The 14,448-nt window shown below is 54.6% G+C and carries 14 protein-coding genes; 6 read left to right on the top strand and 8 right to left on the bottom strand.

Translation table 11 applies throughout. The features are described 5' to 3' along the window. Nucleotides 1-35 precede the first annotated feature (35 nt). Genes HGO37_RS12075 through HGO37_RS12085 form a run of 3 tightly spaced genes read left to right on the top strand, consistent with a single transcriptional unit; the run spans nt 36 to nt 3,587 of the window. A complete protein-coding gene (locus tag HGO37_RS12075) occupies nt 36-797 on the top strand; it encodes a sugar phosphate isomerase/epimerase family protein (protein WP_250983509.1) in 762 nt (253 codons plus the stop codon). A 21-nt stretch (nt 798-818) separates the two neighbouring features. After that, nucleotides 819-1,952 (top strand): Gfo/Idh/MocA family protein, encoded by a 1,134-nt coding sequence (locus HGO37_RS12080; protein ID WP_250983510.1) that lies wholly within the window; start codon nt 819-821, stop codon nt 1,950-1,952. Between the two features lie 18 nt (nt 1,953-1,970). Beyond that, entirely contained in the window at nt 1,971-3,587 is a 1,617-nt protein-coding gene (locus HGO37_RS12085) for a glycoside hydrolase family 43 protein (RefSeq protein ID WP_250983511.1), read from the top strand. A 45-nt stretch (nt 3,588-3,632) separates the two neighbouring features. Here the strand turns inward: HGO37_RS12085 and HGO37_RS12090 are convergent, their stop codons facing one another. Then, complete coding sequence (locus tag HGO37_RS12090) at nt 3,633-4,673, bottom strand: Ldh family oxidoreductase (protein ID WP_285200566.1); 1,041 nt, start codon at nt 4,671-4,673, stop codon at nt 3,633-3,635. Between the two features lie 107 nt (nt 4,674-4,780). Then, on the bottom strand, nt 4,781-5,920 hold the full coding sequence (locus tag HGO37_RS12095; RefSeq protein ID WP_250983512.1) for a M24 family metallopeptidase: 1,140 nt from the start codon (nt 5,918-5,920) through the stop codon (nt 4,781-4,783). A gap of 249 nt (nt 5,921-6,169) precedes the next feature. Here HGO37_RS12095 and HGO37_RS12100 point away from each other — a divergent pair, with 249 nt between their 5' ends. Continuing rightward, nucleotides 6,170-7,384 (top strand): glycosyltransferase family 2 protein, encoded by a 1,215-nt coding sequence (locus tag HGO37_RS12100; RefSeq protein ID WP_250983513.1) that lies wholly within the window; start codon nt 6,170-6,172, stop codon nt 7,382-7,384. A 221-nt stretch (nt 7,385-7,605) separates the two neighbouring features. Here the strand turns inward: HGO37_RS12100 and HGO37_RS12105 are convergent, their stop codons facing one another. The 6 genes from HGO37_RS12105 to motA form a co-directional block, all read right to left on the bottom strand. Continuing rightward, nucleotides 7,606-8,043 carry a BspJ family T4SS effector nucleomodulin gene (locus HGO37_RS12105; RefSeq protein ID WP_192486916.1) on the bottom strand — a complete coding sequence of 146 codons (438 nt, stop codon included), beginning with the start codon at nt 8,041-8,043 and terminating at the stop codon, nt 7,606-7,608. A gap of 8 nt (nt 8,044-8,051) precedes the next feature. Beyond that, on the bottom strand, nt 8,052-9,149 hold the full coding sequence (gene flhB, locus HGO37_RS12110) for a flagellar biosynthesis protein FlhB (RefSeq protein WP_405049433.1): 1,098 nt from the start codon (nt 9,147-9,149) through the stop codon (nt 8,052-8,054). Nucleotides 9,150-9,260: 111 nt separating this feature from the next. Beyond that, a complete protein-coding gene (gene fliG, locus HGO37_RS12115; RefSeq protein ID WP_192486918.1) occupies nt 9,261-10,298 on the bottom strand; it encodes a flagellar motor switch protein FliG in 1,038 nt (345 codons plus the stop codon). A gap of 29 nt (nt 10,299-10,327) precedes the next feature. Further along, nucleotides 10,328-10,849, bottom strand: a complete 522-nt coding sequence (gene fliN / locus HGO37_RS12120; RefSeq protein WP_250983515.1) for a flagellar motor switch protein FliN — start codon at nt 10,847-10,849, stop codon at nt 10,328-10,330. Nucleotides 10,850-10,913: 64 nt separating this feature from the next. Then, nucleotides 10,914-11,861 (bottom strand): FliM/FliN family flagellar motor switch protein, encoded by a 948-nt coding sequence (locus tag HGO37_RS12125; protein ID WP_250983516.1) that lies wholly within the window; start codon nt 11,859-11,861, stop codon nt 10,914-10,916. A gap of 6 nt (nt 11,862-11,867) precedes the next feature. Then, nucleotides 11,868-12,740 carry a flagellar motor stator protein MotA gene (motA, locus tag HGO37_RS12130; protein ID WP_192486921.1) on the bottom strand — a complete coding sequence of 291 codons (873 nt, stop codon included), beginning with the start codon at nt 12,738-12,740 and terminating at the stop codon, nt 11,868-11,870. Between the two features lie 179 nt (nt 12,741-12,919). Here motA and HGO37_RS12135 point away from each other — a divergent pair, with 179 nt between their 5' ends. Both HGO37_RS12135 and flgF read left to right on the top strand, forming a co-directional pair. Then, a complete protein-coding gene (locus tag HGO37_RS12135; RefSeq protein WP_250983517.1) occupies nt 12,920-13,699 on the top strand; it encodes a DUF1217 domain-containing protein in 780 nt (259 codons plus the stop codon). A 1-nt stretch (nt 13,700) separates the two neighbouring features. Further along, nucleotides 13,701-14,435 carry a flagellar basal-body rod protein FlgF gene (gene flgF, locus HGO37_RS12140; RefSeq protein ID WP_192486923.1) on the top strand — a complete coding sequence of 245 codons (735 nt, stop codon included), beginning with the start codon at nt 13,701-13,703 and terminating at the stop codon, nt 14,433-14,435. Nucleotides 14,436-14,448: the final 13 nt, after the last annotated feature.

Below are 14,448 nucleotides of genomic sequence, written 5' to 3' on the forward strand. Positions count from 1 at the left end.
CCCGAAAATATTGATGACATTGAGGAGACTTGGAAATGACAACTCTTGGCTTTCAGCTTTACAGCGCCCGCAATTTTCCGCCGCTTTCCGAAACGCTGAAAAAGCTGTCCAAGGCCGGTTATCGTGAAGTCGAAGGATATGGTGGCATTTACGCCAGCATGGATGACGCAGCGCTCACACAATTCCGCGCGGAGTTGGATGCCAACGGGCTGACCATGCCAACCGGCCATTTCGGCATCGACATGCTCGAAAAGGAAACCGACCGGGCGCTCGCTGTTGCCCGCATTCTGGGCATTGAAGCCGTTTATTGCCCCTATCTGCTGCCCGACCAGCGCCCCAGTGATGCGGCTGGCTGGTTTGCCTTTGGGCAGCGTTTGCAGGCAGCTGGCAAACCATTCCGTGATGCTGGCCTGACCTTCGGCTGGCACAATCATGATTTCGAGTTTCACACGCTGGCGGATGGTTCGACACCGCAGGAACAGATTCTCGCCGGTGGCCCTGAATTGAGCTGGGAGGCCGATATCGCCTGGATTATCAGGGGTGGGGCTGACCCATTTGCGTGGATCGAAAGCTACGGCAAACGCATCACGGCTGTCCACGTCAAGGACATCGCGCCGTCAGGACAGAACGCTAATGAGGACGGCTGGGCAGACCTCGGCCACGGCACTGTGGAATGGCAAAAGCTCATTGCGGCGCTGAAGAACACCTCGGTCAAACATTTCGTGCTGGAGCACGACAATCCGTCCGATATCGACCGCCTGATGGAACGGTCGATTGCATCTTTCAATGCCTACTGATTTTCATACTGGAGCATCATCATGGCCAAAGAGCTTGGCGTCGGCATCATTGGATGCGGTAATATCTCGACCACCTATTTTTCTCTCGCTCCGCTGTTCAAGGGGCTGAAAATTCTTGCCTGCGCGGATTTGAACCGCAACGCAGCCGAACTGAAAGCCGAAGAATACGGTGTGAAGGCACAGTCCATTCCCGAACTGCTTGCCAACAATGAGATTGACGTCATCGTCAATCTCACCATTCCCGCCGCGCATTTCTCGGTCTCCAAGGCCATTCTTGAAGCGGGCAAACACGTCTATTCCGAAAAGCCGCTGGTTTTGACGCTTGAGGAAGGCGAAGAACTTCGAAAAGTTGCCGCTGAGAAAAAACTGTCTGTTGGCTGCGCGCCGGATACATTCCTGGGCGGTTCACATCAGCTTGCCCGCAAATATATCGATGAAGGTCGTGTCGGGCGCATCACCTCAGGCACATGCCATGTCATGAGCCCCGGCATGGAAATGTGGCACCCCAATCCCGGCTTCTTTTTTGTGGCCGGAGGCGGGCCGATCCTTGATCTTGGCCCTTATTACATCGCCAACCTCATCAACCTGCTTGGTCCGGTAAAACGCGTTGCGGCCCTGACATCGATGGCGAACAAAACCCGCACGATTACCAGCCAGCCGCTGGCCGGACAGACGATACCGGTGGAAACACCCACCAACATTCATGCGCTGTTGGAATTCGTCAGCGGTGCGACCATCACGCTGTCGGCCAGTTGGGATGTCTGGTCACACCGTCACGCCAATATGGAGCTTTATGGCACCGAAGGTTCGCTCTACGTGCCGGACCCCAACTTCTTCGGCGGAGTGGTGGAAGCCAGCGGCCAGAACAAGGATATCGAGCCGCTTGAAGATTGGGAGCATCCATTCGGTAAAGCCAATCAGGAAAGTCCGCAGGGGCCACGTGCCAATTATCGCACCGCAGGTCTTGCCGATTTGGCAATGGCGCTGATCGAGGGGCGGGACGCACGCTGCTCGCTGGAGCGTGCGCTGCACGGCATCGATGTCATGACCTCTATCCTGAAGTCGGGAGAGGAAGGTCGTTTCATTGACATGACAACGACATGCACGCAACCGGCTGCTCTTGGTATCGAGGAAGCGCAAAAGCTGTTGCGTTAAATTCGCGGGGAGGAAGACATGATCCGCAATCCTGTTTTGTCGGGGTTTAACCCCGACCCGTCCATATGCCGTGTCGGTGAGGATTATTACATCGCGACATCCACTTTCGAGTGGTATCCGGGCGTGCAAATCCACCACTCACGCGATCTGGTCAACTGGACCCTGGTACGCAGACCGCTGGAACGTGCCAGCCAACTCGACATGCGCGGTAACCCGGACAGTTGCGGCATCTGGGCGCCGTGTCTGTCCTATGCGGATGGCCGCTTCTGGCTGGTTTACACTGGTGTCAAACGTTACGACGGCAACTTCAAGGATGCCCATAACTACATCGTCACCTCTGACACCATTGAGGGCGAATGGTCTGACCCGGTTTACGTCAACTCCTCCGGTTTTGACCCGACGCTGTTTCATGACGATGACGGGCGCAAATGGTTCCTCAACATGCAGTGGAACCACCGCACCGAAAGTTACGGTGGCGCACCGAAACATCCGGCCTTTGATGGCATCCTGTTGCAGGAATGGGATGCTGCAAGTGGCAAGTTGATCGGCCCGGTCAAAAACATCTTTCCCGGCAGCCCGCTCGGGCTTGTGGAAGGGCCGCACATCTTTAAGCGCAATGGCTGGTATTACCTGACCACGGCAGAAGGTGGCACAGGCTACGACCATGCTGTCACCATGGCGCGGTCCCGTTCGCTGGATGGTCCCTATGAGATGCACCCGAATGTCCATCTGATCACCTCAAAAGACAATCCGGAGGCGGTGCTGCAAAGGGCAGGGCACGGGCAATATGTCGAAACGCCAGATGGCGAGGCCTATCACACGCATCTCTGCGGCAGACCTGTACCGCCGAAACGGCGCTGTACACTTGGCCGTGAAACGGCAATCCAAAAATGTGTATGGCGCGATGACTGGCTCTATCTGGCGCAGGGCGGTGTCGTACCCGCTGTCGAGGTGGCGTCTCCCACTTCAGCCACCCGCAAGCGGGAAGAGGCCAATATTCACTACAGCTTTGAAACACCGCAATTGCCACAGGATTTCCAGTGGCTGCGGTCGCCCTATCCTGAGCGGCTTTTTAGCCTGACTGAGCGTGCTGGGCATTTGCGATTGTTCGGACGTGAAAGCATCGGCTCCTGGTTTGACCAGTCGCTGGTGGCTCGGCGCCAGCAACATCACTCCTTCCGGGCTGAAACGGTGGTGGAGTTCTCACCCGATACCTACCAGCAGGTGGCGGGTCTCACCCATTATTATAATCGCCACAAGTTTCACGCGCTTGCTGTCACGCTCCATGAAAAGCTTGGACGGGTCGTCACCATCCTGTCATGCCCGGGCGACTTTCCACACGGTCGCTTGAGTTTTCCGATTGGCGGCGGTGTCACTGTTCCCGAGGGGCCAATTCATCTGGCGATGGAAGTGGAAGGCAACGATCTGCTGTTCTTTTGGCGCAGCCATTCGGCTCCTGCCTGGCAGCCGGTTGGGCCTGTTCTTGATGCCGGTGTCGTCTCGGATGAGGGCGGGCGCGGTGAACATGGCTCGTTCACCGGCGCTTTTGTCGGCATGTTCGCTTTCGATACATCTGGTCGCGGACAGCCGGCTGATTTTGAAAGCTTTGCCTACAGCATCACCGGCAGGGAATGACATGGACGGGTAGTCTGCGAAACAGGCTACCCGTTGGTTACATTGTCAGGCCGAAACGGCGGCTTTCAGCTCGGAAAGCATCGCACGCAGATCCACCAACAGAGCAGCTTGCACAGGCAGGCCTTTGTCCTTGTTGCGATCGCGGGCTTCATAACGACGCTGCGATGGGAGGCGTGCGCCCTGATCGGTAATCGAGCTGAACAGCTTTTCAGCCCGCCCCATGCTTTCCGTCATGCTCGCGCCGAGGAAAGACTGCGGATCAAGCGCAATCAGCAATTCGCCGTGGCACGGGGTTACGCCCGCACCATCGTCAAATTCCATCGATTCCGAACTCATCATGTCGTTGATCAACGGACCGGCCAACAGCTCGACCATCGCCGAAAGTGCAGAGCCCTTGTGACCACCGAAGGTCAACATGGCTCCGTTGAGGGCAGCTTCCGCGTCCGTGGTTGGATTGCCTTCTGCGTCGATGGCCCAGCCAAGCGGGATCGGTTTTCCGGCCCGGCGGTGCAATTCGATTTCACCACGCGCTGACGCGCTGGTCGCGAAGTCGAAAATGAACGGATGTTTGCCAGCCCGTGGCCAACCGAAGGCAAATGGATTGGTGCCGAAGGACGGTTTGGTGCCGCCAGCCGGCGCCACCCAGCAGTGGCTGGGGGTAACGGCAAAGGACACCAGACCCGCGTCAGCCAGCGCTTCAACCTCTGGCCAAAGTGCGGAGAAGTGGAAGCAGTTGTTGATCGCCATGGCGGCAACGCCCTGCTTTTTGGTTTTCTCGATGAAATGCGGCAGGCCGGCATGGAAGCCCATCAATGAATACCCGTAATGGGAATTGACTCGCACGATACCGGGCGTTTCCGTATCCACTGTTGGCTCGGCATTCGGATCTACCTTGCCAACCTGCAGGGTTTTGACACAGCCCATCAGGCGGTAGAGGCCATGAGAGTGGCACTCGTCCTGCTGCGCTTTCAGGACAGAAGCAGCAATCGTTTCTGCATGACCTTTCGAAAAGCCTGCAAGGGTGAGCAACTCCAGGCTCAGGGCACGGGCTTCTTCAAAAGAAATATACTCGATCGCTTGGGTCATCTGTCACTCCTGCAGACTAAAATTTGGTAGGTTTTTCGCGCCCGTACACTACCGCTTCGCCACACAAATGGAAGCGAAGCGGCAACACATTCCCTGTTGATTTGCGTTTACGCAAACGGTTCTGTTGGACCCTTGGCCGGCTGCGTAAACCAGTGGGCACCATCGTCCGCCATGTAGATATGATCCTCAAGCCGAATGCCGAACTTGCCGGGGAAAACGATCATCGGTTCATTGGAGAAACACATGCCGGTTGCCAGTTTGGTCTGGTTGCCTCTGACGATGTAGGGCTCTTCATGAATTTCAAGCCCAAGTCCATGACCTGCTCGGTGGGGTAGACCCGGAAGCTGATAATCTGGTCCAAGGCCATGCCGGGACATCACAGCGCGGGCTGCGTCATCAAGGCTAGCGCAGGAAGCGCCAAGCTTCGCCGCATCGAAAACAGCCTGCTGTGCCTCACGCTCGATTGCCCAGCCCGCGGCAAATTCCTTGGTTGGCTCATCGATCATGTATGTGCGTGTCAGATCGGAGTGATAGCCGTCAATGCGCGTGCCGGTATCAACAAGAATGACATCGCCAGCTGCAAGCGTCTGGTCGCCATCGGCACCATGCGGCAGCGAGGTGGCCAAGCCGAAGGAGACAATGCAGAAGGTAGACGACGAGCCGGCCAGTTCGCGGTGCCGCTCATCGATGAACCGAATGACTTCCGAGGCCCGAATGCCCGGTTTCATGATCGCATGGGCCTGCCGGTGAATGTCCAGCGTCAGATCCATCGCATATTTGATGATGGCAATTTCAGCGGCCGATTTGCACAGACGCAGATTGCGGATCAGCCGTCCGCCATCGGCAAGCCGCTCGGCACCAACAGCCTTGGCCAGTGCGTGATAGATGAACAGCGGCAGAGCATCGTCCAGTGCCAGTTTTTCTGATGGCTTCAGCTGTGCAGCAACAAGTTCTGACGGTGATTGGTCTTCTTCCCATGTCAGGATTTCGCCGGGCAGATGAGGCAGCGTTTCAACACGGCTCTTTTCAAAGCCCGGTACGATGTAGAAAAGCTCGTCCCGCGTCACCAATGCGCCGAGCAGTCTTTCACTCTGGTGCCAATGCAAACCGGTGAAATATAGCAGGCTATCGGACGCGCCGAGCAAAGTAGCGGAAATGCCGTGCGCACCCATGGTTTCACGGAGTTTTTTCAATCTCGACAGGCGTTCGTCATCTTGAATGAAGGCGGGTGGGTTTTTCTGAAACATGACATTCCATTCCGGCAGGATTTTCAGGTGGGTAGTTAGATGCGGCGAAGATTAGATGGTTGTGCGCATTTTGTCGACAATAAGCGGATATCTTTGCTTCAGACGCGGGAGCGGTCAATTTCAATAACAAGCTATGGAACAGTACAGTTTCGGGAAAGCGAATAGGTGTAGCTAACAATGATAACTTTGGGCGTATTGCATCTGGATGCAGTGCGTTTGCTGGAACTGTGAGCGACTGCGGAGAAAAAAATGTCCTCGACACAACCTATCATCTTGTCGATTTGTGTCCCCACATATAACCGGCAGTTTCTGCTTGAGCGCAACGTAACATTCCATTTGGATTCGTTTCGCAGACTGGGAATTCCGTTTGAAATCGTCATCGTTGACGACTGCTCGACGGATAATACACCTGCTTATATCGCCTCGATTTCCGAAAATCCGGAAATCAACGCTTTCCGGCGTGTGAAGAATTCTGGCTTTGTCAGTAACTATTCGTTCGCCATGCAGCGCGCCCGCGGTCGTTATGCCGTGTTCCTCGGCGACGACGATCTGTTGATCCCGGAAAAGGTTGTCGAATATGTGCGCCTGATGGAGCAGGATCCAGCGCTCGGTGTTATACAGGCACCGTGGATGTTGGTTGATGGCCGTAACAACGCCAACACCGACATTGGCCCATTCTACCGTCTGCCTGGCCCGATCCGCCACAGCAAGGGCAACTTCCTGTCGATGCTGGACATGATCCTCAACTATCATGTCTTCCCGGAATTCATGATCATTCGTCGCAGTGTGCTGGCAAAGGCGATTTCCAGCCCGACGCCATTTATCTTTTGGGCATTCCTCTACACCACCCGCGCGCTCGAAGGCGGCGACATCATGTTCGTGCCAGAGCCATTTGCGCGCGTAACGGCTGTCTCCGATGATCCGCGCCAGCAACAGGGCAACAAAGAATGCATGTTCCTGTGGGATACCTATCGCGGTGGCATCGAATATCTGGTGTCACGCGCTGCACAGGTCAATCCGTTCAGCCCGGATGAAAAGGTATCGCTGAATGCCCGTATTCTGAAATTCATGATGATGCGTCAGGCCGTTGCGCTGCGCCTTCATGTCGAGGCAGGAAACTGGCCGGAAGCCTACATCATGTACCACCGCATGGCGGCGCATGAGCAGATGCCTTTGTCGCCAGACGCATTTGGCCAGATCTGTAAACTGGCCGGCGTTGTCACGGCGGCGCGTGAAGCAACAGAGTTTTCGAATGAACCGATCATTCTTGATCCAATGATCGAAACCACGACGCTGAACCTGCTGCCGCAGGATATTCGCGCACGGATGACCTACCCGGTTGAAGGTGCGGCGAAGTCGCAGGAGCCACGCGCCTATCTGCGCTTTAACCCGGCATTCCCGGAAAATCCCGGCCCGAAGGACGGTATCTTCGATATCCGAGAATACATCGCCCAATTCGGCTGATCGTTTCGATCTTTCAGACATTAAAACCTGCGCGGAGGAGCTTCGCGCAGGTTTTTTTATGCCAGCAGTCTGGAGAGTATCCAGAGAAAACGAAAAGACCCGGAAATCGCTATGATTTCCGGGTCGTAAAAAGGTTTAGAGGTGAGGGCGCCGCTGTTTCATGTCCAAAAAGACGTTGTCAGGGCACTTTCAAACGGTTGATAAACCGGGGCTTAACCGCGTTAAGCCAATTGACCGGTTTTGCGCGTCACAAAACGTGCCTCACGCAGGCTGCGTTTCAGGAACTCCGTATTGATATCCGGATTATCCGACGCATTCTGGAACGATATATGGTTGATATCGATCGCCGCAAACTCATCAGCAAGATGCAGTTGCGCGTAAATTGTCACTCCAAGCGGTTTAAGCTCAAGATCAAGAACGACTGTAGGAACGCCGTCCCACTCGAGCTTGTATTCCCCGCCCGCGCCGAAATTGACTGTGCCTGGATGGAAATACAGTTCAGCCGCAGAAGCAACCAGATCGGCAAGGCTCCCGTAGCATTCGAAACGCAGCAGAGAGATCAAGTCCGCTGGATCGAGGAGCCGTAGTTCCGAAGCGACCGGGCTAAGGGCTTCAGCAACAATTTGTTCTCGTTGTTCTGTGTAGGGGCATTTTTTCATTCGTATTACTAGACCCGCTTTTTCGCTGACCGTTGTGCAAAGACCCGATGAACGAGTTCTGCAACAGCCTTGTAAAAGGCTGGTGGAATCACACTATCTACCGAGACTTGCGCAAACATGGAGCGAGCGAGTGGTGGGTCTTCAAAAACGGGAATTCCGTTTTTTTCTGCAATTTCACGTATTTTCAACGCGATAAGGTCTTGTCCCTTTGCCACAACAACCGGCGCGTCGTTTTCATCGCGTACATAACGCAGAGCGACGGCATAGTGGGTCGGGTTTGCAATGACGAGGGTGGCGCGCGGCACATTGTTGATCATGCGTCGGCGAGCGCGGTCGCGCGCAATCGACCGCTGGCGTGACTTGACGATCGGGTCACCCTGGGTCTGTTTGTGTTCGTCCTTCACTTCCTGTTTGGTCATACGCAATTGCGAGAACCAGTGATGGCGCGTCCAGAAAAGGTCGACGGCAGCCAAAAGCGCGGTGCAGATCAAAATGACGATCATCATTTTTTTGACGATCGTGACAAGTCGCACAAAAATCGTCTGCGGGTCCGAGAACATCGCATCGATCAATTTATAGTACTCGCCCCGCAACGCGAAGAACATGATGATCGAGACAATCATGATCTTGAAGATCGATTTGCCGAACTCCACGAAACCGGGAACGCTGAATATCCGCTTGAAACCCTTCATCGGTGAAATGCGGGAGGCCTGCGGGCGCACACGCTCAAGCACAAAAGACGGCATATTCTGGAAGACGGACGAGGAAATACCAAAGATGATGAACATCAACATCGCTGGCAGCAGCATATATGCGATGGCCAGACCCAAATGGGTAAACAGCGAAAACGCATCCGGTCGGTTCAGCAATTGCCATTGCTCCGGCTGGTCGAACAGATCCTTCAGGGTTTCGCTAATATGGGCCGTGCTGGTCGGCATGAAAAAGACGAGATACAGATAAAAAGCGAGAGCAGACGCAAAGAGCGGAATTTCACGCGAGACAGGCAAATTGCCTTTCTCGGCCGCATCACGAAGTTTTTTCTCCGTGGGGCTTTCTGTTTTACTCTCTTTATCCTGATCGTCTGACAAGACGTCGGTCCCCGACATAAAACAAACCCGCCAGAATGGCGGGATAGTCAGGTCAGGCTAGACTGTGGTGCGTTGCGGGGCAATAGCGCAAGCCTGCCCCGCCAGGGTTTTCAACCGCTGCTTTGGCAATTACGCCGCTGCGGCATTCGCATCTGCTTCCTTCAGCAAGATCTGACCGGAGCTTGCCAAACGAATTGCTTCCTGCGCAACAGCACGACGAGCGATAGCGACTTCGCGTGTGTTGAGCGTTGCAACCGGAACGGCCAGGTCGGATTCGATCATGCGGCGCTGGCGCGGGCTGATCGCCGAAAGGACACATTCCTTGATTTCGTTGGTCGCACCACGCAGAGCCATGGTGAGAACATCGCCGGAGACGTCGTTGAGCAGAAGGACGCGGCTGCGCTGTGGCATGACCAGCATGTCTTCGAACAGGAAGATCTTCGGCTTGACCTTGTTTGCGGATTCCTTGTTGAGGGTTTCCAGCGAACTCAGCAGCGTATCGACCTGTGGTTTTTCCAGTTCGTTCATGAGGTCTGCAACCTTCGCAGAACCACTTGCGTTTCTTTCCGCTTCAATCTCGGCAATCAGGGCCATAACGCGCTTCTCAATGATCTGGGCGGCGGCTGGGCTGACGTCCTTCATGTTGACCGTACGGTTCATGATGTCGGCGCGCTGCTCATCCGGGATGGTCAACAACACCTTGGCACCGAAAGCGGACGGCAGCATAGAAAGAATGTATGCGATGGTCTGTGGGTGTTCCTTGGCGAGGAACTTGCCAATGAACTCGGGGCTGGCATCCTGAAGCTGATCCCAGATCGATGCTTCATAAGCCTGGAAGGCAGTTCTACGTCCAAGCAGACCGTCAACCTCTTCCGGTGTCAGGCCTTCTTCAAGAATGCTTTCAATCGCTTTGGCGTTATCCATCAGGCCTGTGCCTTCAGTGAACAAATCCTCGAATTCGTTCACGATGGCAGCAAGCTCATCCGGTGGGATAACCCGTAGGGTCTGCGCAGATGCAATAATAAGCTGCAGTTCGGCCTGCGTAAAAAATTTAAGTAATTTGCCCGCCACACCTTTTCCCATGGCGAGCAGCACGGCGGCAGCTTTATCTGCCTGAGACAACGGTTTCCCTTCAATGGGGTTACCGAAATCTTCAAAGTCCATCATGGTCTTTCCTCTCTGCCCCAAAACCGGGATCAGGCTTTCTTGATGCTCATCACTTCAATGAGTTTAACACCAAAACGTGAGTCGTCATTCTCAAGAACAGTAATTTCACCGCGTGCAATGCGTCTGCCATTTACCATTATTTCAACTGGTTCGCCGATTTTGCGATCCAGAGCAATTGTTGCGCCTTCTTCCAGGCCCATAAGACCGGAAACCAGCATGCGGCTTGTGCCAAGAACAATCTGAACATCGATTGGAATATCCATGATCAGGTCGAGATTGTCGGAAAGGCCGCTGCCGATTTGCATTGGCGCGCCAGCAGCTGGTGCTGCCGAAAAATCGTCCATGCCGAAATCGTTGGAAGCACCACCGAAGCTCATAGCGTCGACGGCATCTGTCGCGGACGTGTCGGCAAAATCACCGAAATCGCCAAAGCCACCGTCTGCATCCGTTTTCAGGACACCGCGCAGGTCGCCAATCGCCTGATCCAGATCGGCAGGTTCGCCGATGGAAAGCGCGTCATCTTCAGTCAAAGGTGTTTTCTTCGTAGCCATGCCGTAATTATTCCTTTTGAAACTTGCGTCAAACTGCCTTCGCTCAATTTGAGCACGACAAGATTTAACCCATCAGATGTCTCAATATCTCATCATCTGTGCTGACGTTGTTTTTCACGCGAACCATGTAGCGGTCTCCCGCCTTTCCAAACTCGCAATTGTAGATGTCGCTGCCATTGGCGCTCACCTCGACGGTGATATCGTCGCGGCTGATATCACGGAACGGAACCACATCACCTTCTGTCAGGCGGGCAAGGTTGCGCAGAGTCATCTTCTGAAGGCGAATACGTGCCTCGAGTGTAACCTGCGAACGTTTGACCTGTTCCTTGATCAGAGCAACCCATTCCTCGTGCTTCTTGATGGCACTTGCCGATGCCTTTGGCGCAACGATCTGCGTCTTGAGCATGACACGTTGCGGGATCACCAGCGCAAACTCCGAGGAAACCTTACCAAGATCCACCTTCAGACGAATCAGTACACCGTACTGACCGGTGATTTGTTCATCGAAACCGCTTTTGCCCTTCGAATTGTAGGGCGGGTCAATCGCGGCTTCAAAACCGCCCGGTGCGTTGACGCCCGAACGAAGAACGCCGGCCATGCGGCCAATGACGAGAGCTGCAAGATCAAGCTCGATCTGTGACAGCGAGCGTACTTCCGGTTCGGAAATCGTCTCTGGCAGCGCGCCAAGCATACGTTCCATCAAAGTCATGATGAATGCATTGCCACAGGCCAGAATGAAGTTCGGAGACCAGTTGCGCAATGAGCAATCGGCCACCGCGAATTCAGGACCGATGCCGCGAACGAGTTCGGTCATCAGGCCGGATTGGCAGCCGATATAATCGACCTCAATGGGGATGCCGGTTTCGCTGTGGAACATGTCCGGCAGAAACTCGCTGTAGAGATGCCCGACATCGGCACCGATCTTGAGGATCGTCTTTTGGTCGCCAAGCCCACCTGTGAGCTTGGCAAGAAGTGCGTGGTCCATTGCGGGAGCTGTGTCTGGTGTCGTCATGATTTATCAAGCCGCCTTGTTTTCGCCGCCAGGGTTCATCATTTCCTGCTCCACGGCGTCGATCGACGGGCGCTCGTAGTTGGAAATGGTCTTACGGCCATATTCGAGAGCAACCTGCGGCACGGAACCGTTCATGTAGGCAATCAGGGTCTGCTTGACGATGATATAGAGACGGTGCTGCTTGGTACGAACGATCTTGACCTGCGCTGCAAGCGGGTTGGCAATCGAGTAGGACAGGATGATCCCGAGCATGGTGCCCACGAGCGCCGCACCGATAAGACCACCGAGAACCGCAGGTGATTCGTTGATCTTGCCCATCGCCTTGATAACGCCGAGAACCGCGGCAACGATACCGATAGCAGGGAATGAATCGCCCATCGCCGTGATCGAGTGATAAGGCTTTAGTTTGTCGTGAAGAATGGTGTCGATTTCTTCATCCATCAGCGCCTCGATCTCGTGTGAGCGGGCATTGCCGATGATGATGAGGCGCACGTAATCACAGATGAATGCAGTCAGTTCCTTGTTCTTCAGAACAGAAGGCGCCGTCTGGAAAATGCTCGATTCAGCCGGGTTGTCGATATGCGCTTCGATTTCGTTTCTGGACTTTGTGCGCAGGTCGCGCATCAGAGAGTAGAGAACGCCGAGAACATCGAGGTAATCGCGCTCTTTTGGAACGGAATGTTTGAAGGCTTCGCCCAGTGCCTTGCCTGAATCTTTTACCACTTTCATGGGGTTAGCCATGATGAAGCCACCGAGACCTGCACCCCCGATGATGACAAGCTCAAACGGCTGAACGAGAACGTCCAAGTGGCCGCCCATAGCCATGTAGCCGCCAATAACGCAGCCGAAGGTGATGATTAACCCGATAATGATATTCATTGAACACTCGCACCTGACCGTTGTCTCGTGGCCGAGTTGTAGAAAATGTGGCTTGCGTGAACCTGTAGGATAGCCGCGGAAAATACATTCAGAACAAACAGTTTCGCGCAAGCAATGACCGTCATCATCTTGTCGAGGCACATCCGTGCGCAACAGGATTCGGCAACGGCGGACATAGCGTGACAACGACCTATACCAGTTATCGGCTTATCAGCCAGGATATCGGCAAGTCTCTTGATCGTATATCGAAGCAACCGGATGTTGCGCGGGAGACGGAATATTACCTTTCCAAGATCGGCTCGATCAAATCCATCGACGCCTTCATGGAAGATTCAAGGCTTTATAATTACGCGCTGAAAGCGCACGGCCTTGAAGACATGGCTTACGCAAAAGCCTTTATTCGCAAGGTGTTGACGGAAGGTGTCACCAAGGATGACGCCTTTGCCAACAAGCTGTCGGATACCCGTTACAAGGAACTGGCAACCTCTTTGAACTTTGCCGCTTACGGTGAAGCTGCGACGTCTTTCGACCGCGCGCAAAAGGATGTTGTTGCTCAATACACCCGTCAGACGCTTGAGCAGGAAGCCGGTTCCGACAATACCGGTGTGCGTCTGGCGCTCTACTTCGAACGCATGGCGCCATCCATCACGTCCGGCATGGGCATTATTGCCGACGACGCAATGGCGCAGGTTTTCCGCACCACATTCCAGCTTCCGGCAGAGTTTGCCGGCACCGACATCGACAAGCAGGCAGCGCTGGTCGAAAAGGCCATCAAGATGGAGGATCTGCAGGATCCGGTCAAAGTCGGCAAGCTGCTCGAGCGTTTCACGATCATGTGGGAGATGGAAAACCCCTCACAGGTCAATACCTCAACGACCATTCTTGGTTCGTCCGCCGGTTTTGGAATTTCTTCCGACCTTCTTCTTTCAATCAACACCCTGAAACTCGGAGGCAAATGATATGCAGTCCGGACTGTATGTGGCCCTGTCGTCACAGATGGCGCTTGAGCGTCGTATCACCACCATCGCTGACAACATGGCGAACATCAACACCGCTGGCTACCGTGCGACGGAAGTCAAGTTTGACGAGGTGCTGAGCAAGACCCGCAACGACATGAATGCAAAAGTTGCCTTCGTGTCGCAAGGTAACGATTACCTTTCCACACGCAGTGGTTCCCTCGACAGAACCGGCAACCCGCTTGATGTCGCCGTAAAGGGCGATGCTTGGCTATCAATCGACACGCCGAATGGACAGGTTCTGACCCGTGACGGTCGTCTGACCATCCGTGAAGATGGTATTCTGGTGTCGACGAATGGATACCCTGTATTGGATGCCGGCGGTGGTCAGATCGAACTCAACCGCGCTGGTGGTGAGATCAAGATCGGCGCTGACGGTGCGATTGTTCAGGATGACCGCCAGATTGCTCTGATGGGCCTCTATACCGCTGATATCTCGCAAGGTTATCTGCGCCATGACAACAGTGGTATCACCACCGTGGCCGCGCCGCAGCCGGTAGTGAACCGCAGTGATGCCGGCATCATGCAGGGTTACACAGAGCAATCGAACGTCAACGGTATCTCTGAAATGATGCAGCTCATTCAGGTCAACCGGGCCTTCGACAGCATCTCCTCCGTAATGCGCGAAACCGAATCCACATTCGGTGAAGCAATCAAGACACTCGGCGGTAGCCGTTAAGGATCAAGGCCAT

The organism is Rhizobium sp. CG4, from assembly GCF_023701965.1.
In the GTDB taxonomy this organism is placed as follows: Bacteria; Pseudomonadota; Alphaproteobacteria; order Rhizobiales; family Rhizobiaceae; genus Agrobacterium.

Coding starts and splice junctions, on each gene's coding strand:
- HGO37_RS12125 (WP_250983516.1), bottom strand. CDS start 11,861: ATGACGACACCAGACACAGCTCCCGCAATGGACCACGCACTTCTTGCC.
- motA (WP_192486921.1), bottom strand. CDS start 12,740: ATGAATATCATTATCGGGTTAATCATCACCTTCGGCTGCGTTATTGGC.
- HGO37_RS12090 (WP_285200566.1), bottom strand. CDS start 4,673: ATGACCCAAGCGATCGAGTATATTTCTTTTGAAGAAGCCCGTGCCCTG.
- HGO37_RS12100 (WP_250983513.1), top strand. CDS start 6,170: ATGTCCTCGACACAACCTATCATCTTGTCGATTTGTGTCCCCACATAT.
- flhB (WP_405049433.1), bottom strand. CDS start 9,149: ATGTCGGGGACCGACGTCTTGTCAGACGATCAGGATAAAGAGAGTAAA.
- fliG (WP_192486918.1), bottom strand. CDS start 10,298: ATGATGGACTTTGAAGATTTCGGTAACCCCATTGAAGGGAAACCGTTG.
- HGO37_RS12105 (WP_192486916.1), bottom strand. CDS start 8,043: ATGAAAAAATGCCCCTACACAGAACAACGAGAACAAATTGTTGCTGAA.
- flgF (WP_192486923.1), top strand. CDS start 13,701: ATGCAGTCCGGACTGTATGTGGCCCTGTCGTCACAGATGGCGCTTGAG.
- HGO37_RS12080 (WP_250983510.1), top strand. CDS start 819: ATGGCCAAAGAGCTTGGCGTCGGCATCATTGGATGCGGTAATATCTCG.
- HGO37_RS12075 (WP_250983509.1), top strand. CDS start 36: ATGACAACTCTTGGCTTTCAGCTTTACAGCGCCCGCAATTTTCCGCCG.
- HGO37_RS12085 (WP_250983511.1), top strand. CDS start 1,971: ATGATCCGCAATCCTGTTTTGTCGGGGTTTAACCCCGACCCGTCCATA.
- fliN (WP_250983515.1), bottom strand. CDS start 10,849: ATGGCTACGAAGAAAACACCTTTGACTGAAGATGACGCGCTTTCCATC.
- HGO37_RS12095 (WP_250983512.1), bottom strand. CDS start 5,920: ATGTTTCAGAAAAACCCACCCGCCTTCATTCAAGATGACGAACGCCTG.